17 protein-coding genes and 1 pseudogene are annotated in these 18,731 nt (G+C 72.5%); 8 read left to right on the top strand and 10 right to left on the bottom strand.

The features are described 5' to 3' along the window. Positions 1–247 precede the first annotated feature (247 nt). The 4 genes from CITRI_RS0108200 to CITRI_RS0108185 all read right to left on the bottom strand — a co-directional run bounded on the left by CITRI_RS0108200 (position 248) and on the right by CITRI_RS0108185 (position 4,424). Positions 248–1,651: a GntP family permease gene (locus tag CITRI_RS0108200; protein ID WP_010144241.1), complete on the bottom strand. Its 1,404-nt coding sequence runs from the start codon at positions 1,649–1,651 to the stop codon at positions 248–250. Between the two features lie 108 nt (positions 1,652–1,759). Further along, positions 1,760–2,278 (bottom strand): gluconokinase, encoded by a 519-nt coding sequence (locus tag CITRI_RS0108195; protein WP_010144240.1) that lies wholly within the window; start codon positions 2,276–2,278, stop codon positions 1,760–1,762. Next, on the bottom strand, positions 2,278–3,378 hold the full coding sequence (locus tag CITRI_RS0108190) for a 4-hydroxy-3-methylbut-2-enyl diphosphate reductase (protein ID WP_010144239.1): 1,101 nt from the start codon (positions 3,376–3,378) through the stop codon (positions 2,278–2,280). The genes CITRI_RS0108195 and CITRI_RS0108190 overlap by 1 nt, the downstream gene beginning before the upstream one ends. 92 nt (positions 3,379–3,470) lie before the next feature. Then, a complete protein-coding gene (locus CITRI_RS0108185) occupies positions 3,471–4,424 on the bottom strand; it encodes a hypothetical protein (protein WP_010144237.1) in 954 nt (317 codons plus the stop codon). Between the two features lie 115 nt (positions 4,425–4,539). Between CITRI_RS0108185 and xseA the strand changes: the two genes are divergently transcribed. The 4 genes from xseA (at position 4,540) to CITRI_RS19375 (ending at position 7,888) form a co-directional block, all read left to right on the top strand. After that, positions 4,540–5,829 (top strand): exodeoxyribonuclease VII large subunit, encoded by a 1,290-nt coding sequence (gene xseA, locus CITRI_RS0108175; RefSeq protein WP_010144236.1) that lies wholly within the window; start codon positions 4,540–4,542, stop codon positions 5,827–5,829. After that, positions 5,826–6,140 (top strand): exodeoxyribonuclease VII small subunit, encoded by a 315-nt coding sequence (locus CITRI_RS0108170; protein WP_010144235.1) that lies wholly within the window; start codon positions 5,826–5,828, stop codon positions 6,138–6,140. Before xseA ends, CITRI_RS0108170 begins: the two co-directional genes overlap by 4 nt. Positions 6,141–6,347: 207 nt before the next feature. Continuing rightward, a complete protein-coding gene (locus CITRI_RS0108165; protein WP_010144234.1) occupies positions 6,348–7,709 on the top strand; it encodes an OFA family MFS transporter in 1,362 nt (453 codons plus the stop codon). Further along, positions 7,706–7,888: a hypothetical protein gene (locus CITRI_RS19375; RefSeq protein ID WP_010144233.1), complete on the top strand. Its 183-nt coding sequence runs from the start codon at positions 7,706–7,708 to the stop codon at positions 7,886–7,888. The genes CITRI_RS0108165 and CITRI_RS19375 overlap by 4 nt, the downstream gene beginning before the upstream one ends. Before the next feature lie 76 nt (positions 7,889–7,964). On the opposite strand, the gene CITRI_RS0108155 is transcribed toward CITRI_RS19375, so the two are convergent. The 5 genes and pseudogenes from CITRI_RS0108155 to CITRI_RS0108135 all read right to left on the bottom strand — a co-directional run bounded on the left by CITRI_RS0108155 (position 7,965) and on the right by CITRI_RS0108135 (position 12,404). After that, entirely contained in the window at positions 7,965–8,534 is a 570-nt protein-coding gene (locus CITRI_RS0108155) for a type 1 glutamine amidotransferase domain-containing protein (protein WP_010144232.1), read from the bottom strand. Positions 8,535–8,699: 165 nt separating this feature from the next. Continuing rightward, positions 8,700–9,560 (bottom strand): polyphosphate--nucleotide phosphotransferase, encoded by an 861-nt coding sequence (locus CITRI_RS0108150; protein WP_010144231.1) that lies wholly within the window; start codon positions 9,558–9,560, stop codon positions 8,700–8,702. A 10-nt stretch (positions 9,561–9,570) separates the two neighbouring features. Beyond that, positions 9,571–10,802: pseudogene (locus tag CITRI_RS16945) on the bottom strand (pyridoxal phosphate-dependent aminotransferase). Positions 10,803–10,872: 70 nt separating this feature from the next. After that, positions 10,873–11,979, bottom strand: a complete 1,107-nt coding sequence (locus CITRI_RS0108140; protein ID WP_010144229.1) for a hypothetical protein — start codon at positions 11,977–11,979, stop codon at positions 10,873–10,875. Continuing rightward, complete coding sequence (locus tag CITRI_RS0108135; RefSeq protein WP_010144228.1) at positions 11,976–12,404, bottom strand: NUDIX hydrolase; 429 nt, start codon at positions 12,402–12,404, stop codon at positions 11,976–11,978. The genes CITRI_RS0108140 and CITRI_RS0108135 overlap by 4 nt, the downstream gene beginning before the upstream one ends. Before the next feature lie 113 nt (positions 12,405–12,517). On the opposite strand from CITRI_RS0108135, the gene CITRI_RS20490 reads away from it, so the two are divergent. The 4 genes from CITRI_RS20490 (at position 12,518) to CITRI_RS0108110 (ending at position 17,521) form a co-directional block, all read left to right on the top strand. Then, positions 12,518–14,035, top strand: coding sequence for a tetratricopeptide repeat protein (locus CITRI_RS20490; protein ID WP_010144227.1), 1,518 nt, complete (start codon positions 12,518–12,520; stop codon positions 14,033–14,035). Between the two features lie 571 nt (positions 14,036–14,606). Continuing rightward, on the top strand, positions 14,607–15,164 hold the full coding sequence (locus tag CITRI_RS19635; RefSeq protein WP_157998917.1) for a hypothetical protein: 558 nt from the start codon (positions 14,607–14,609) through the stop codon (positions 15,162–15,164). Positions 15,165–15,191: 27 nt separating this feature from the next. Beyond that, positions 15,192–16,826 carry a cell wall metabolism sensor histidine kinase WalK gene (locus tag CITRI_RS0108115; RefSeq protein ID WP_010144225.1) on the top strand — a complete coding sequence of 545 codons (1,635 nt, stop codon included), beginning with the start codon at positions 15,192–15,194 and terminating at the stop codon, positions 16,824–16,826. After that, positions 16,823–17,521 carry a response regulator transcription factor gene (locus CITRI_RS0108110; RefSeq protein ID WP_010144224.1) on the top strand — a complete coding sequence of 233 codons (699 nt, stop codon included), beginning with the start codon at positions 16,823–16,825 and terminating at the stop codon, positions 17,519–17,521. The genes CITRI_RS0108115 and CITRI_RS0108110 overlap by 4 nt, the downstream gene beginning before the upstream one ends. On the opposite strand, the gene CITRI_RS16935 is transcribed toward CITRI_RS0108110, so the two are convergent. Next, positions 17,500–18,729, bottom strand: a complete 1,230-nt coding sequence (locus CITRI_RS16935) for a phosphotransferase (RefSeq protein ID WP_010144223.1) — start codon at positions 18,727–18,729, stop codon at positions 17,500–17,502. The genes CITRI_RS0108110 and CITRI_RS16935 overlap by 22 nt on opposite strands. Positions 18,730–18,731: the final 2 nt, after the last annotated feature.

Below are 18,731 nucleotides of genomic sequence, written 5' to 3'. Positions count from 1 at the left end.
ACTACGCCGAGGGTGCCGGTTCCCGGGACGGCTCGGGCGAGCGCGCCGGTGGCCGCAGCCGCGGCAACCGCAGCCGCCGCCGGTCCTCGGGCGCCGCGCGCGGCTGACCCGCCCCGCCGGGTCCGGTTCCGCCGGATCGGCGGGCCGCCCCCCGTCCCTGAGGACGGTGGACAGGTGAGGAAGGCCCCGGTTCCGTTCGGAACCGGGGCCTTCGTCGTGGGCGGGTGGTGCCGTGCCCGTGCGGCGGTCAGCCCACGGTGCCGGCGATCGCGAAGATCGTCCAGGCGATGGCGAAGCCCATGAGGCCGATCAGGGTCTCGAGCACGGTCCAGGTCTTCAGGGTGGTCTTCACGTCCATGTCGAAGAATCGTCCGACCAGCCAGAAGCCGGAGTCGTTGACGTGCGAGGCCACCACGGAGCCGGCCCCGACGGCGAGCACCATGGCGGCCAGCTGGACGGGGTTGTAGTCGGCGGCGGCCACGCCGGCGCTGACGAGCCCGGCGGCGGTGGTCAGGGCCACGGTGGCCGAGCCCTGGGCGATGCGCAGGATGGCCGCGATGATGAAGCCGGCCAGGATCAGCGGCACCCCGAGGTTCTCCAGGGAGTCCTCCAGGGCGTTGCCGATGCCGGAGGCCCGCAGCACTGACCCGAACATGCCGCCGGCGCCGGTGACCAGGATGACGGAGCACACCGGCCCGAGCGCTCCCTCGAGCGTCCTCTCGATGACGGCCTTGTCGGTGCCCCGGGCCCGCCCCAGGACGACCATGGCCACGATGAGGGTGATCAGCAGGGCCACCGGGGTCTCGCCCAGGACCCGCAGCACCTGGAACCAGGTGGCCTCTCTGGCCCCCTCGGGCAGGACGCCGCTGCGGTGGAGCGTGTCGAGCCCGGTGTTGAGGAAGATCAGGATCATCGGCAGCAGCAGCACCATGACCACGGTGGAGAACCGCGGCGGGTTCTGCTCGTGGGCCTCATCGGCGTGACCGAGGATGTTCGGCACCGGGAGCACCCAGCGCCGGCCGGCCCAGCGCCCGAAGAGGTAGCTGGTCAGGTACCAGGTGGGAAGGGCCACCACCAGGCCGAAGACCATCACCAGGCCCACGTTCGCCTCGAAGAACGTCGCGGCCGAGACCGGTCCGGGATGGGGCGGGAGGTAGACGTGCATCACCGAGAAGGCACCGGCCACGGGCAGTCCGTAGGTCAGCACCGATCCGCCCAGGCGGCGTGCCACGGCGAAGACGACGGGCAGCATCACGACCAGGCCGGCGTCGAAGAAGATGGGAAAGCCGAACAGCAGTGAGGCGACGCCCAGGGCGAAGGGGGCGCGCCTCTCCCCGAACCAGCCGATCAGCGTGTCCGCGAGGACCTTGGCGCCGCCGGACATCTCGACCAGCCTGCCGAGCATGGCACCCAGGCCCACGAGGAGGGCGACCGTCGCCAGGGTGCTGCCGAAGCCCGCGGTCGCGGTGGAGACCACGAGGGATGGCGGGATGCCCGCCGCGAAGGCCGTGAGGAGGCTGACGAGGACGAGCGCGGGGAACGCGTGCATCCGCAGGTACATGATGAGGAACAGCAGCAGGATGATCGCCGCGGCGGCGATCCCCAGCAGTGGGCCGGCCCCCAGAGTGGGGGTCCAGTCGTCGATGGTCATGGGTGGGGCCTTCGGATCGTCGAATGCAGCACGGACGGTCCCGGGGTGCGGGGGCGTCTGTGCACGGGGGTTGGCGCTCGTCGGCGACAGGCCCTCGGGACGGTCCGCTCAGAGACGTTCGACCAGGTCCAGGGCCCGTTCGACGAGCTCGTCCACCGTACCGGAGTTCTCCAGGACCATGCCGTCCTCGTCCTCCCCGAGGACCTCGAGGGTCGCGAGCTGACTGGGCACCAGGGACGCGGGCATGAAGTGGCCCGGGCGGTGCATCATCCGCTCGGTGATGACGGCGGGGTCGGAGATGACGTGCAGGAAGACGACCCGGCCGGACGCCTGCCGCAGCAGGTCCCGGTAGGCGCGTCTCAGGGCCGAGCAGGTCACGATCGTCCCGCCGGAACCGGTCTGGGAGTCCATCCAGTCCCGGAGGGTGCCCAGCCAGGGCCAGCGGTCCTCGTCGGTCAGCGGGATGCCGGCGGCCATCTTCTCGATGTTCGCCGGCGGGTGGAAGCGGTCAGCCTCCGCGTAGGGCCGGCCCAGGCGGGTGGCGAGCCCCTCGGCGAGGGTGGTCTTGCCCGAACCGGAGATCCCCATCAGGACCAGGTGGACGGCCACCGGGGCGCTGTCCGGCATCAGCCCTTGGGGGTGCGGTTGCGGCCGCCCAGGGAGCGGTCGGTGTCCCCGACCTTCTTCATCTCGGCGCGCAGTTCCTTCGGCAGCGAGAAGATGATGTCCTCCTCCGCCGTGACGACCTCCTCCACGGCCCCGTAGCCGTACTCGGCCAGCAGCCGCAGCACGTCCTGCACGAGGACCTCGGGCACGGAGGCACCGGAGGACAGGCCCACCGTGGCCGCGCCCTCGAACCAGGACTCGTCCACCTGATGGGCGAAGTCCACGCGCTCGGCGCGCTGCGCGCCGTACTCCAGGGCGACCTCCTTGAGGCGCACCGAGTTCGAGGAGTTCGCCGAGCCCACGATGATCATCAGGTCGCACTGCGGGGAGATCCTCTTGATCGCGGCCTGGCGGTTCGAGGTGGCGTAGCAGATGTCGTCCGAGGGCGGGTCCTGCAGGTTGGGGAACCGCTCGCGCAGGATGGACACGATCTCCAGCGTCTCGTCCACGGAGAGCGTGGTCTGGGACAGCCAGATCAGGTTGTCCGGGTCCTCGACCTGGACCGTCCGGGCCTCGTCGGGGTTGTTGATGATGGTGGTGTGCTCGGGCGCCTCGCCGTAGGTCCCCTCGACCTCCTCGTGGCCCTCGTGGCCGATGAGGAGGATGCGCCGGTCCTGCCGGGCGAAGCGCACGGCCTCGCGGTGGACCTTGGTGACCAGCGGGCAGGTGGCGTCGATCGTCCTGAGGCCCCGGTCCGCGGCCTCGTTGACCACGGCAGGGGACACTCCGTGCGCGGAGAACACGGTCAGCGAGCCCTCGGGCACCTCGTCCAGTTCCTCCACGAAGACCACGCCCTGCTGCTCCAGGGTCTCCACCACGTGGCGGTTGTGGACGATCTCCTTGCGCACGTACACGGGCGCCCCGTGGTGCTCGAGCGCCTTCTCCACGGCCACCACGGCGCGGTCCACGCCCGCGCAGTACCCGCGCGGAGCGGCCAGCAGGACCTTCTTGTCACCGTTCACGACGGCGGCGGCCTCCACGTCCTCGCGGGTGCGGCGGGCGCGGGGCACGTGGGGCATCCCGACGGCGACGGGGGCAGCGCTGGCGGATGCGGGCGGCATCGCGGCAGGCATGGACGAGACAGAGGGGACGGCAGACATATGGGCCATTCTACCGAGCGGGCACCCGCTGGCCACCGGGGGTGATGGGCGCCTCAGCGCCGCCGGCCGGACCGTCCCCGGGAGAACAGTCCGGCGAGCCCGCCCAGGGCCGCCACGAGGGCGCCGCCGGCCATCAGCAGGACCGTGTCCGGCAGGGCGTACTGGCGGACCCCCTCGGTGAGGGACTCGGCGGCGATGCGTGCCAGGCCGGTCACCCCGGTCACCTCCAGCCGGCCCAGTGCCCACCAGCCGATGACCCCGGCCAGCACCGCGGTCGCACCGGCGGCGACCAGCACGCCCCAGCGCCGCCCGCGCGGCGCGGTGAGCAGGGCCAGCAGGCCCGCGGCGACGGCCCCGCCGGCCAGCCAGGGCCACTGCGGCAGCAGGGACACCACCTGGGCGAGCCGCTGGCCGCTGACCTCCGCGGGATCCGGGACGTTGAGGTCGACCACCAGGGGTGAGGCCCCCGCGTCGTCCCCGCTGACCGGGTCCTGCAGGTCGCCGAGCGCCTGTTCAGCACCCTCCCGGACAGCCCGGCCGACGGCCTCCCCACCCGGGAGCATCTCGACGGACTCGGACAACCGCTCCACGCCGAGATCGGCCAGCGGGGCCAGGTGCAGGTGCACGGTGGCATCGGCGGGCCCGGCCGCCCCGGTCTCGACCGCCTCGAGCCGCTCCACCCAGTCCACGCGGGTCTGCTCCAGCGTCTGCGCCCAGGCGTCGGGGAAGCGGTCGTCGTGCACGAGGCCGTCCACCGCGCCCTGCACCAGGCCCATCAGTCCCTCCTGGAGGAAGGACGGGAGCTGGGCCGGCAGGTTCTCCCGCACCAGGGACGTCACCTGACCGGGCAGTGCGGCGCGCAACCGGGGGTCCTCGGACATGGGCCCGGCGATCCGCTGGAGGGGTCCGGGGGTGTGGACCAGGGCCTCGAGGCGGGCCCCGGCCAGGGCCAGGGACGCGAGCAGTCCGGCGAGCACGGCCAGGACGAGGGAGAGCGCCGTGCGCATCGCGGCTCCGTTCAGCGGTGGGGTTATCGCGGCCCAGCCTACTGATAGAACTAAGGGGAACGACGCCACCCGTCGGCGCCCACCAGTCGACCCCCGTGGAGAGGATCCGCCCCGCATGGACGAGCCCCTGGCAGCCGGTTCGCCTCCCGCCACCGCGGCGGAGACCGCCCCCGACGCCCCCTGGCCGCTGCGCGTGCTCTCGGAGAACCTCAAGCGCTACTTCGAGCGGGCGCCCCAGGCGTGGATCGAGGGCCAGCTGATCGAGTACAAGGTGATCCGCGGCAACGCGTGGATGACCCTGCGGGACCTGGACGCGGACTACTCTCTGCCGGTGACCGCCTGGCGCAACGTCGCCGCCACCCTGGACGGCACGGTCGAGCAGGGCTCACGCGTGGTGGCCTGCGTGAAGCCGAGCTTCTACACCAAGACCGGCAAGCTGAGCATGATCGCCTCGGCCATGCGCCCGGTCGGCCTCGGTGACCTGCTGGCCCGCGTGGAGAAGCTGCGCCGCGCCCTGGAGGCGGAGGGGTTGTTCTCCCCGGAGCGCAAGAAGCCGCTGCCGGTCCTGCCGCAGCTCATCGGGCTGGTGACCGGCCGAGACTCGGACGCGATGAAGGACGTCATGCGCAACACCCACCTGCGCTGGCCCGCCGCCCGCTTCGAGGTCCGCGAGGTGGCCGTGCAGGGGGCGAGCGCCCCGCGCGAGGTGATGGCCGCCGTCGCCGAGCTGGACGCGCACCCGGAGGTGGACGTCATCGTCATCGCCCGCGGTGGAGGCGCCCTCGAGGAGGTCGTCCTGCCGTTCTCGGACGAGGCCCTGGTGCGTGCCGTGGCGGGCACCCGGACGCCGGTGGTCTCGGCCATCGGGCACGAGGCGGACCGGCCCGTGCTGGACGACGTCGCGGACCTGCGGGCCTCCACCCCCACGGACGCGGCCAAGCGGATCGTCCCGGACGCCGCGGTGGAACGCGAGGCGATCGCCGGTGCACGGTCGCGTCTGGCCTCGGGGGTGGAGCGGCTCGTGCTGCACGAGGCGCAGCAGCTGCAGTCGCTGCGCACCCGGCCCGTGCTGGCGAATCCGGAACGGATGGTGTCCGAGCGGATGGACGACCTGGAGCGGTGGCGCGAGCGCGCCCGGACGTCCCTGGCCGGACAGCTGGACCGCGAGCACGACGCGGTCGGGCACCTGCGTGCCCGGGTGCGCTCGCTGTCCCCCCAGCACACCCTGGACCGGGGGTACGCCGTGGTCCAGCACGGAGGCCGGGTGGTGCGCGACGCCGGCCAGGTCTCCCCCGGTGACACCCTGGACATCCTGGTGGCCGCCGGACGCATCGCCGCCACCACCACCGGAACCACCCTGGGCCCCGAGCGCGGCGCCCAGAGCAGCACAGAGGAGACTCGATGAGCACCCCCAGCACCACCCCCGCCGGCCAGGACGGGGCCGCCGAGGCCACCGCCGTGGAGGGGTTCTCCGCCGCGGACACCTCGGACGTCGCGCGGATGAGCTACGAACAGGCCCGGGCCGAACTGGTCGAGACCGTGACCCGGCTCGAGACCGGCGGCGCCGGACTGGAGGAGTCCCTGGCGCTGTGGGAACGGGGCGAGGCACTGGCCGACCGGTGCGAGGCCTGGCTGGACGGTGCCCGCCAGCGCCTCCAGGAGGTCCGCGCCCGGGCCGCCGGGGCCGGTGAGGACACCGGGACGGCCGGGGCCTGAACCGGCCGCCGCGCCGGGTCCCAGCGCAGGACCTGCCTCGGGGCCACGGCACGCCGGCATCCGGGCGCATTGACCGGATGATTACCTGTAGGTAACGTTTCACGGGGTGGCCCAGATCACAGCGCACCATCCCGGACGGACCCGTCATCGGCCCGTCGTCCCGCGCACCCGCCCCCGAGCGGCCACCCGGAGAGGGACCGCACCACCATGCCCAGCATCCTCGATCGGGAGGCCATCGTCGCCCCCCGGCAGTTCAACCGATGGCTGATCCCCGCGGCTGCCCTGGCCATCCACCTCTGCATCGGCCAGGTGTACGCGTTCAGCGTCTTCAAGATCCCCATGATGGGACATTTCGACACCGGTGAGGTCGCCGTCGGATGGATCTTCTCCGTGGCCATCGCCATGCTCGGCCTGGCCGCCGCCTTCGGGGGCACCTGGGTGGAACGGTCGGGCCCGCGCAAGTCCATGGTCGTGGCCGGGACCTTCTGGGTGACCGGGTTCCTCGTCGCCAGCCTCGGCATCGCCACGGGGCAGCTCTGGCTGGTCTACCTCGGCTACGGCGTGGTGGGCGGCATCGGCCTGGGCATCGGGTACATCTCCCCGGTGTCCACGCTGATGAAGTGGTTCCCGGACCGGCCGGGGCTGGCCACGGGACTGGCCATCATGGGCTTCGGCGGTGGTGCCCTGATCGCCAGCCCGCTGTCCAACAGCCTCATGGCCCTCTTCGGCGGCGGCACCGATCCCGCGAACCTGGAGGCGGGCCTGCTGCAGACCTTCCTGACCCTGGCCGCCGTCTACGCCGTCGTCATCTCCCTCGGGGCGATCGTGATCCGCGTCCCGCACCCGGACTGGACGCCCACCGGCTGGGACCCCTCGACGGCGGCCGCCAAGCCGCTGCAGACGACGGCGAACGTGTCCGCGGACTCGGCGATCCGCACGCCCCAGTTCTGGCTGCTGTGGATCGTGCTGTTCTGCAACGTCACCGCCGGCATCGGCATCCTGGAGAACGCCGCTCCCATGATCCAGGACTACTTCGACTGGATCACCCCGGCGGCGGCGGCGGGCTTCGTGGGGCTGCTGTCCCTGGCCAACATGGCCGGCCGCTTCGTGTGGTCCGCCACCTCGGACTCCTGGGGCCGGAAGAACAACTACATGATGTACCTCGGCGTCGGACTGGCGCTGTACCTCGTCATCGCCCTGATGGGAGGGGCCAACGTGGTCGTGTTCATCCTCGCCACGATGGTCATCCTGTCCTTCTACGGCGGAGGCTTCTCCACCATCCCGGCCTACCTGAAGGACCTGTTCGGCGTCTTCCAGGTGGGAGCCATCCACGGCCGGTTGCTGACCGCCTGGTCGGCAGCGGGCATCGCCGGTCCCCTGATCGTCAACAGCGTGATCGAGGCCCAGGCCGACAGCGGGCTGACCGGCGCCGGCTTGTACTCACTCTCGCTCTACATCATGGTCGGGCTGCTCGCGATCGGCTTCCTCGCCAACCTCCTGGTCCGCCCCGTCCACCCCAAGCACCACGTCCCGGAGGGCCGGGACCGCGAGAAGGAGTACGTCCAGTGAGCACACCCAACGCAGGCAGCAGCACCGCGGGCGGTACCGCCCCGGCCACCCGGGAACCGGCCGGCACCGGCGGTGCCTACCGGACGACCGCCCTCGTCCTGGCCCTGATCGTCATCGCCGCGCTAGCCTACGGGCTGGTCCAGACGGCCCTGAAGGCCTCCGCCCTGTTCACGGGCTGAGGCACCCACGACAACGGCCCCGGCCGGACCCGCAGGTCGCGGGTCCGGCCGGGGCCGGTGTCGTCGTGCCGACGGCTCAGGCGGTCTGGCCGGCGTGCCTGCCCTCGGCGAATTCCTCGACGAGCTTGGCGTTGAACGCGTCCAGGTCGCCCGGGTTCCGGCTGGTGGTCAGGCCCTGGTCCACCACGACCTCCTCGTCCACCCAGGTGGCACCGGCGTTCTGCAGGTCCTCGGACAGGGAGTGGTAGCTGGTGAGCTTCCGGCCGGAGACCACCCCGGCACTGATGAGGGTCCACGGTGCGTGGCAGATGGCGGCCACCGGCTTGTGCTCCTCGAAGAAGCCGCGCACGAACGCCTGGACGTCCTGGTCGGCCCGCAGCGCGTCGGCGTTCAGGGTGCCACCGGGCATCACGAGCGCGTCGAACTGCCCGGAGGAGACGGAGCCGACCTGGTGGTCCACGGGGAAGGAGTCGCCGTGCTCCCAGTCCCCCTTCATCGCGGTGATGGAGTCGGACTCCGGCGAGACGAGCACGGGCCGGCCGCCGGCGGCCTTGACGGCCTCCCACGGCGAGGTGAGCTCGACCTGCTCCACGCCCCGGGTGGCGAGGAAGGCGATGGTCTGTCCCTGCAACTGCTGTCCGGTCATGTCGGTACCTCCTGGAGAGCGGATGGATCGATCTGTCATCCCACCCTAGACCGGTGCCCCCGGGGGTGCCGCAAGGGGGGGGGTCGCCCACAGCGCTCAGCCGGCGGGGACGACCGGCCGCGGATCCGCCGTCTATCCCCCGGCGCCGGTCCCCGGCAGCCCGGGTCAGCTCTCCGCCAGCCGCCGCTTCTCCAGGGCCACGTCGAAGTCCGCGGGCGGCCACTGCAGTTCCAGCGACTCCAGGGCGGTGATCAGCAGCTCCTGGACGGCGATCCGTGAGTACCACTTGCGGTTGGCCGGGACGATGAACCAGGGGGCGTGGTCCGCGTCCGTCTCCTCGATCGCGATCCGGTAGGCGTCCATGTACTCGTCCCAGTGGGCGCGCTCGTCCACGTCACCGGGTGCGTACTTCCAGAACTTGTCCGGACGGTCCAGCCGTTCGGCCAGCCGGTCCTGCTGCTCCTCCTTGGTGATGTGCAGCATGACCTTGACGATCCGCGTGTTGCGCTCCGCCAGGTCCCGCTCGAACCGCCGGATCTCCTCGTACCGCCGCTCGATCGTGTGCAGTGAGGTCAGCTGCCGCACCCGGTGGATCAGCACGTCCTCGTAGTGGGACCGGTCGAAGACGGCCACGAATCCGGGGTCGGGCAGGTGCTTGCGGACCCGCCACAGGAAGTGGTGGCTCCTCTCCTCCTCGGTGGGGGCCTTGAAGGCCGCGGTCTCCACCCCCTGGGGGTCCATGGCACCCGCCACGTTGCGCATGATCCCGCCCTTGCCCGCGGTGTCCATGGCCTGCACCACCAGCAGCACGGAGGCACCCTTGCCGTTGCCGGACACGCCGTTGGCGTAGAGCAGCTCCTGCAGCTGCGAGAGCCGTTCGGCGCGGATGGCCAGCGTGGCCTCCCCCTCGGCCCTGCCGCCCAGGTACCCCGGCTTGGAGTCGGGATGGACGTCCGCGGGTCCCTTGATGACGCCGTCGCGGGACCGGGCGCGCAACAGCTCCCAGGGCTGTCCCTCGAAGTCCATCACGTGCTTCTTAGCGCTCACGGTATTCCTCCAGGAAGTCGGCGATGCGTTCGATCGCGATCTCCAGGTCCCGGACGTTGGGCAGCGTGACCAGCCGGAAGTGGTCCGTGTCCGGGTAGTTGAAGGCCCGGCCGTGGGAGACGAGGATCTTCTGGGCGCGCAGCAGCTCGATGACGAACTGCTCGTCGTCCTCGATCTCGTAGACCTCCGGGTCCAGCCGCGGGAACAGGTACAGCGCACCGTGGGCGGGCTGCACGGTGACGCCGGGGATCTCGGCCAGCAGCCGCTGGGCGGTGTTGCGCTGCTCGAGCAGCCGCCCGCCGGGCAGGATGAGGTCGTTGATGGACTGGTAGCCGCCGAGTGCGGTCTGGATGGCGTGCTGGCCCGGGACATTGGCGCACATGCGCATGTTGGAGAGCAGGGTCAGCCCCTCGATGAAGTCCGTGGCGCGGTGCTTCGGCCCGGAGATCGCCACCCAGCCGGCCCGGTACCCGGCCACGCGGTAGGCCTTGGACAGTCCGGAGAACGTCAGGGTGAGGACGTCGTCGGACAGTCCGGCGGCGTTGATGTGGCGGGCGCCGTCGTAGAGGATCTTCTCGTAGATCTCGTCGCTCATCAGCACCAGGTTGTGCTTGCGGGCGATCTCCACGATCCCGGAGAGCACCTGGCGGGAGTACACCGCCCCGGTGGGGTTGTTCGGGTTGATGATGACGATCGCCTTGGTGCGGTCGGTGATCCGCGCCTCGATGTCCTCCAGGTCCGGGGCCCAGTCCTCCTCCTCCATGCAGCGGTAGTGCACGGCACGCCCGCCGGACAGCGTGGTGGCGCCGGTCCAGAGCGGGTAGTCCGGGGCGGGGATGAGCACCTCGTCGCCGTCGTCGACCAGGGCCTGCAGCACCATGGAGATCAGCTCGGAGACGCCGTTGCCGATGAAGATGTCCTCCACCTCGATGCCCATGATCCCGCGCGACTGGTAGTACTGGCTGACCGCGGTCCGGGCCGAGTAGATGCCCTGGGAGTCGGAGTATCCCTGCGCGTGCGGCAAGTGGGAGACCATGTCCTTGAGGATCGCGTCCGGGGCCTCGAAGCCGAAGGGGCGGGGTTGCCGATGTTCAGCTTCATGATGCGGTGGCCGGCCGCCTCCATGCGCTGGGCCTCCTCGAGGATCGGCCCGCGCACGTCGTACCGCACGTTCAGGAGCTTGGAGGACTGCTTGATCTGACCGGTCCGTGTCTTTGCCATGCCCACCATCCTCCCACCGCAGGGCGCGACTTGGCGCGTATCACCCACCGGGAAGACGGGAATCCGGCCCCTAGAACCAGCGCTCCGGTGCCTGCTCCAGGCCGGCCGACACCAGCCAGTACTGGGCGGCCTCCTCGGACGGCAGGGCATCCGGGCCGGCGGAGAGCCGTTGCAGCTCGGCCAGGTGCTCCCCGCTCAGCTGTCCGGCGAGCTCGACCAGCGCTGCGGTCGCGGTGCCGGGCACGTCCTGAGGATCGGCCACGAGCAGGACCCGGCCCTCGGGCAGGATCCGCTCGGGGTCGCCCAGGGGCACCAGGGCGTGGTCGGCGATCGCCGGATCGGTGCCGTAGAGCATGGCGACGTCGGCCCGTCCCGTCACCAGGTCAACGGCCGGTCCGTCCTCGCCCGGTGCGATCCACTCGTCCGGTTCGCAGCCGGCCAGGACCTCGAGCCGACGGGTCTCGAGGGCCCCGGCGGCCTCGGGGGTGAAGACCATCCGGTCGCACAGGCCGTTGAGATCGCCCAGCTCCTCCATCGAGTACAGGCCGGCCGTGGCCGTCGTGGTCACGGCCTGCAGCCGCAACGTCCCGGCGGACTCCCCGATGACCTCGGTGCCCTCGGGCAGGTGGTCCACCACGATGGCCGTGGTGCCTGCGGCGTCGGCGGCCGGGGCGCCGTCCGGCAGCGGCGTGGGGGTGCCGGTGGCGGTCGGGTGACCGGTCGGGGAGGCCGGGGCCGGGTCCGTGGGGCTCGCCGTGCGGGTGGGTGAGGCGGTGCCCGGGGACGGCGCACCGGTCGCCGGGGAGGCACCCGCGGTGGGCGCGGCCGACGCCGTCGGTGACGGGGACGGCGTCGGGACCGGGCCGGCCAGGGCCGCGGGGGCGACCTCGGAGGCCATGGCGAGCGAGTCCACGATCGCCACCTGCTGGTCTCCGGCGGCGTCCCAGGGCACGGTCGAGGGCTCGCCCATGACGGCGTTGACACCGTGGTTCTGCAGGTGCCGGACCGCGACGCGGGCCAGGAGCTGCTCCTCGGGCCGGGTTCCCCCGACCACCGTCACCGGTCCCGCCGTCGAGGATGCGGTGGCGCCCGGGCCGGAGTCCGCGGGGGTGCACCCGGCCAGGGTCACGGTGAGGGCGAGGCCGATGGCGGCCCAGCCCGGTGCGGCGCGCCTCATCGGCGCACCCCGGCCAGGTCGAGGGCCCGGTGCACGTGCGGGGAGGTCGGGTGCCGGTGCAGCTCGTCCAGCGGGAGCCACGCGGCGTCGATGGAGGACCCCCCGACCTCGGCGCGCAGCCGGCCGGAGACGATCTCGGCCCGGTACAGCACCTGGACGGCCAGCAGCGAGCGTCGCGTGGCGTGGGTCCGGTGCTCCGGTTCGATGGTGCGGCTAATGACACCGAGCAGGCCGTCGAGGCGGGCCGTGTACCCGGTCTCCTCCTCGATCTCGCGCAGGCAGGCCTGTTCGGGCTGCTCCCCCAGCTCGATCCTGCCGCCGGGCAGCGTCCAGATCGCCTCCCGCGGCCCCTGCCACAGGCTCAGCAACAGGGCTCCGTCCTGGACGATCACTCCGTAGGCACCCGCCCTGGTGTCGAAATCCATGGACTCCAGTCTAGGAGGCCGCGGGCCCCGACCCCGATCCATCCCCGCGTCTCTGGAATACTGGGTGGGCTGTGCACGCATACCACTGGAGTCGAGAGAAGGGAGGGCCGGTCGTGAGCGAGGAGGACACCCCCACCCCGGGCCTGCCCGAGGACCTGGCGCCGCGGCTGGGGGCCGTGCTGGCCCGGCGCTCGCTGACCAACTCCCAGGACGACCCGGAGACGGCCCGCGGCTGGCTGGACGCCTCCTACGAGGCCGCCTACGCGGAGGACCTGGCCCTGGCCGGGCGCGCGGCCCGCGCCGGGCTGCAGGCCCGCGGCGGCCAGGACCCGTTCAACCGGGCCGGACTGCTGCGCGCGCTGGCCTCGGTGGCGGAGATGCAGGGTGACCATGCCGCGGCCACGCGGTACATCGCGGAGCGCGCCCAGTTGCTGGTGGAGGCCGGGTATCCCCACCAGGCCCGGATGGAGTCGGAGCTGGGCACCATGCTGCTGCGCGAACCGGAATCGTTCGAGGCCACGGTGCTGGAGGGCGTGCTGGAGGCCGAGCGCGCCCGGTCCGCACGGTCCGTGGACACCGTCCTGCCGGACGTCCTGGTGGCCCTGGCGGTGCGCAACGTGGAGGACGGCCGCCTGGATCCGGCGGTGGACCTGCTCGAGGAGTGCCTGGACATCCTGGACGCCCGGGTGGGTGCCGGGATCGCCGTGGCCCCGGAGTCCCTGTCCTCGACCCGGATGTTCCTGGCCCACGTCCACCTGATGTCCCATGAGCCCGAGAGCGCGGCCGAGGTCGCGGACGACGTGCTGGCCGGCAAGGCCAACCGCGCGGTCCGCGCGGCCATGTGGATGCTCAAGGCGGTGGTCGCCCACGAGCTCGGTGACGCGGCCCAGGCAGCGGCCGATGCGCTGCGCGCCGTGGAGCTGCACGCCGCCGCCGGGGTCCGGAAGGGCGCGGCGTCGGCCGCCGCGCTGCTGGCGGGCCTGGCGCACGACGCCGGTGACCAGCAGTCCTCCATCCTCGCCTGGAAGGTCGCGGTCGCCCAGGCCGAGCAGGGCGAGGTGCCGGAGGCCTCGGACCTCACCCTGGCCCTGGGGCACCAGCTGCTCGAGGCCGAGGAGCACGCGCTCGCCGAGCGCGTCCTGGCGGGCCTGGTGCGCCGCGAGGAGGCCGCCCGTCGGCTGCCCGGGCTGGCCCGGGCACTCGTGGACCTGGGCCATGCCGCCCGTCACCAGGGGCGCCCGGACGAGGCGCTGGAGCACTGGGACCGCGCGTCGGGCCTGTTCCAGGAGGCCGGGTCCCTGGCCGAGGCCGCCCGGATGTGCCTGGCGGCCGGCGCCCTGCTGAACCGGCAGGAACGCGCCGAGGACGCGGCAGAACGGTTCTCCCGGGCCGTCGAGCTGGCCCGCCGGGTCGAGGACGAGGACGACCCGGCCGTGCTGCCCCAGGCCCTGCACGCCCTCGGCCACGTGCTGTGCGAGTTGGGCCAGGAACGGGGGTGGCCCTGCTGGACGAGGCGATCGCCCTGGCCCAGGACTCCTCCGCGGCGTGGCACGAGGCCGACTTCACGGACACCCGCGCCCGTGGGCTGTGGGCCCTGCGCCAGGGCCCGGCAGCGGTGTCCTCGGCGCTGACGGCAGCGGACCTGTTCGCCGCCTCCCAGGACACCACCGCGGCCTCCAACGCCGAGCTGTTCGCCGCCTATGTGCTCCTGGAGCAGGAGCGGGCCGAGGAGGCGGCCTCCCTGTTCCGGATGATCACGGAGCAGCAGGACACGGCCCGGTACCTGCGGATGGCCGCGTGGCTGGGGCTGGCGCAGTCCCTGGACCTGGCCGGTGACGAGGAGGGCGCCGCCCTGGCCCGCCTCCGCGCGGACGCCGCCTCCTCGGAGCAGGACCCGGACCCGCAGGCGGAGCAGGGTGGGGACGCGGAGCCGGACCTGGACCAGGCCCTCGACCAGGCCCTGGACCTGGCCCTGGAGCTGGACGCCGACCAGGCCCTGGACGAGGTTCGGGACCCGGATCCGGGGCAGGACCCGGATCCGGACGCGGACCAGGACGGCGACCCCCCGGTCGGCTGACCGCCTCCGGTCCAGCCCCCGCCGGTCCGGCCCCGCCGGTCCGGTCGTCGAATGGTCATCGTCTCCTCGTCCACCGGGGCCGGTCTCTCATCTTCGGCTCATCCGGATGCGGAAGAATCATGGCCATGAAGAACGCGGGCAGAGGATTGAAGGCCGCCGTCGTCCTGATGGTGGTGGCGGTCGTGGCGGCTCTGGGCATCGCGGTCCTCGCCGCCCGGCCCAGCTCCGTGGAACTGGCCCCGCTGATCGCCGTGACGGATGCCCCGACGGCGCAGCGGCACAACGCGCCCTCCGCGGCCGGGACCGGTTCCCCCGGTGACGCCTCGACCGCCCCGTCCTCCCCCCAGGACGGGACGCCCACGGCCGCCGGGTCATCGGGCGTCGCGGGCCGCACGGACGGCTCCGACCCGGCCGTCTCCCGGGCGAGGATCTCCGCCCGTCCCGCCCCGGAGACGTCTGCCCCGGCCCGTACGGGATCCTCCGGCGGTTCGGCGTCCTCCGGGGAAACCGGTTCCGGAAGCCAGGCCGCCCAGCCCCGCACCCGTCAGGCCCCGCCGGCGGCCCCGCAGCCAGTCCCCGCCCCGGCGCCGCAGTCGCCCGCCGACGACGATGATGATGACGACCGGGACGATGACGATGACGACGGGGATGACGATGACGACGGGGATGACGATGATGACTGACGCGTCCCCCGGCACCGGTGGGCACGCATGATCTCGCGCGCCGACCCGCCCGGCCGGGATGCCTCCCGGGCCGGTGGCCTGCTGAGCCGTGCCCGCCCGGTCCGCCGCTGGAGCGCGCTGCCCGTGCGCACCCGCGTGGTCGGTCTGCTGGTCCTGCTGACCGCCCTGGCGCTGCTGCTGTCCGGTGCCACGGCCTACCTGTTGCAGCGTGCCGTCATGAACGGCCAGATCGACGACTCGTTGAAGCGTTCGGTCCAGGAGTTCCGCATCCTCGCCCAGGAGGGCGTCGATCCCGAGACCGGCGAGCCGTTCTCCGCCTCGGACCAGCTGGTCTTCACCGCCATGCAGCGCACCCTGCCCGCCGACGACGAGGGCATGCTGGGCCTGCGGGACGGACGGATCAGTTGGACCGCCTCCGACGCCGTCGAGGTGCGCCTGGAAGACGATCCCGAGCTGGTCTCGTGGGCCCAGGGCCACTTCGAGGGCGACTCGGTCCGGCTCGAGACGGTCTCCACGGCCCAGACCACCTACCGGGCGATCGCGGTCCCCATCCGCTTCGACAACGACACCGCCCCGTCGATGCTGCTGCTGGCCTTCGACTACTCCGCACAGTTGGCGGGGCTCAACTCCTCGTTCCTGTCCTACGGCGGGGTCGGCCTGGGCGTGATGGGCGTCGTCGGCCTGGCCGGGTGGGTCCTGGTGGGCCGGTTGCTGCGGCCGTTGCGCACCCTGCAGTCCACCGCCGCGGAGATCTCCGGGACGGACCTCAACGGCCGCGTCCCCGTCTCCGGCCAGGACGACGTCGCCGAGCTGGCCACCACGTTCAACGACATGCTGGACCGGCTCCAGGAGTCGTTCTCCTCGCAGCGGCAGCTGCTGGACGACGTCGGCCACGAGTTGCGGACCCCGATCACCATCGTCCAGGGCCACCTGGAACTGCAGGACGCCGAGGACCCGGCCGACGTGCGCGAGGTGAGGGAGATCGCGCTCGACGAGCTGGACCGCATGCGCCTGCTCGTGGAGGACCTGGTGACCCTGGCCACCTCGGGCCGGCCGGACTTCGTCGAGCCCGAGCCGATGGAGGTGGGCGCCCTGACGCGCGATGTCCTGGGCAAGGCCACGCAGCTGGGCGAACGGGTCTGGACGCTGGACCACGCGGCGGACGTGACCGTCCCCCTCGACGGCCGGCGCATCACCCAGGCCTGGCTGCAGCTGGCCTCCAACGCCGTGAAGTACTCCGAGGACGCGTCCAAGGTCTCCCTCGGCTCCCAGGTGCTCAACGGCCACCTGCGGTTGTGGGTCCGGGACCAGGGCATCGGCATCCGGCCCGAGGACCGGGAGCGCATCTTCAAGCGCTTCGGCCGTGGTGCCAACAGCACCCGCGCCGAGGGTTCGGGGCTGGGCCTGAACATCGTCACCGCGATCGTGAGCGCCCACGGGGGCACGGTGGACGTCCAGTCCGCGCCCGGCATCGGGTCGACGTTCTTCATGGACCTGCCCCTGACCGCGGAGGACTCTCCGGCCGACGGATCGTGCCCGGCGGTACCCTCGGAGGCGGACGACACGACGACGTGCCGGACCGCCCGGTCCCTCGAGACGTCCATCCCGGGGGCCGGGGCCCCCGGGGACCAGCGATCCCCTTCCAAGGACGGTGTGGCGTGAGCCAGATTCTGATGATCGAAGACGAGCCGCGGATCAGTTCGTTCGTGGCCAAGGGCCTGAAGGCGGAGGGCCTGGCGACCACCGTCGCCGCCACCGGTCGTGAGGGGCTGGTGCTGGCCCTGACCGGTGGTTTCGAGCTGGTCATCCTGGACCTGGGGCTGCCGGACATGGACGGGTTCGAGGTGCTCAGGAAGATCAGGGCGCAGGACGCGAGCCTGCCGGTGATCATCCTCACCGCCCGCACCTCCGGCGAGGACACCGTCACCGGGCTGACCTCGGGCGCCGACGACTACGTGCCCAAGCCGTTCCGTTTCGCCGAGCTGGTGGCCCGGGTCCGGCTGCGGCTGCGCGGTGACAACGGCAACGGCCAGGCCCCCGAGGACCCGGTGCTGCGCCATGCGGACCTGGAGCTCGACCCGCTGCGGCACGTGGCCGCGATCGGCGGGGTGGAGGTGGACCTCTCCGCCCGGGAGTTCTCCCTGGCCGAGACGTTCATGCGCCACCCGGGCCAGGCCCTGAGCCGGGAGCAGCTGCTGTCCCGGGTCTGGGGTTATGACTTCGACCCCGGTTCGAACGTGGTGGACGTGTACGTGCGCTACCTGCGCAACAAGCTGGGCGCCTCCCGCTTTGTCACCGTCCGGGGCGTGGGCTACCGGCTGGTGGACGAGAAGGACTACCAGCCCGAGGCCGACTGAGGCAGCCCCAGCAGCGACTCCGCGACGTCCAGCCGCTTCCGGGCCGCCGACTGCCAGTCCCGGCGGCCGGAGTCCCGGGCACCGGCCACCAGGGACAGCGCCACCGACGCCGAGCGGCATGCCAGGGCGACAGGGTCCACGGTCGTCACGAAGTGCGAGTGGAACCGGCGCAGCGCCGAGTCGGTGAACACGTACCGCTCGTCGACCGTCGGCAGCACCGCCAGGTGCCCCAGGAAGCAGGCCAGGTCGTCCACCCGGTGCCCGGGACCGGCGCCGTCGATGTCCAGCACGCAGCTGATCCGCCCCTCCGCCACCAGCAGGTTCGCCTCGTAGAGGTCACCGTGGGCGGGCACCACGGGGCCGCGGTCCGAGCAGTCCAGCTGCCGTTGCAGGTGGTCCACCAGGGACCGGATACGGCGGGCCTGGTCCGGCAGCGCCGTGGCCGCGGCATGGCCGTAGGAGGGGGTGCGGTCCGCCCACGCCTCGCGCCGCGGCAGGGACAGCAGCTCGGCGGGCATGCGGTCGAGCAGCTGCGTGATCTCGGCCGGATCGATCCGCCGGGCGCCGTCCGCCATGATCTGTCCCGCCAGGACCGTGCCCGCGCCCTGCCCCAGGGCCAGGACGTCGGCCACCGGCGGGCCCAGCACGGGCGGGACCGGCACGCCGGCCGCCGCCAGCAGCACGTGCCGGTGGTGCAGTCCCGTGGCCTGGCCGCCGCGCATCACCTTCAGGAATACGGTCCGGCCGCCGAACACGGCCCGCAGGACCGCCCGCCGCAGCGGCCGGTAGCTGACGGTCTGCAGGTCCGTCAGGGGTTCCCCGGCGCCCCAGACGGCCGCCACGGACTCGGGGTCCGAGGCCAGCGCCAGTCCGTGCAGCCGTGGATCGTGGGGGTGGAACCACGCGGACCAGTCGGTGTCCGCGGCGCGGCCGGCATCGATCACGGCATCCTCGGGGACCGACTCCGCGGTCAGGGCGACGTACAGCTCGGGGGGCGTGGACTCACCGGGACCGGGGGCCGTCCGGACCCGGAAGACGCCGGTGGCGCCGGCGCCGGGGCGGTGCTGGAGGTCCATCAGTTCGGCATCGTGCAGCGGCCTCAGGCCCTGGACCTCCAGGACGCGCTCGATGCTCGAGCGCACGTCCGGGGAGGACAGGTACGCGACCTGCCGGTTCTCCGCATGCTCCCCGGGCGCCGGCCGGAGCATCG

Origin of the sequence: Citricoccus sp. CH26A (assembly GCF_000224415.1) — a bacterium.
In the GTDB taxonomy this organism is placed as follows: Bacteria; Actinomycetota; Actinomycetes; order Actinomycetales; family Micrococcaceae; genus Citricoccus.
Note: the sequence above shows the minus strand (reverse complement) of the source record. Positions and strands in the feature narration are given on the sequence as shown.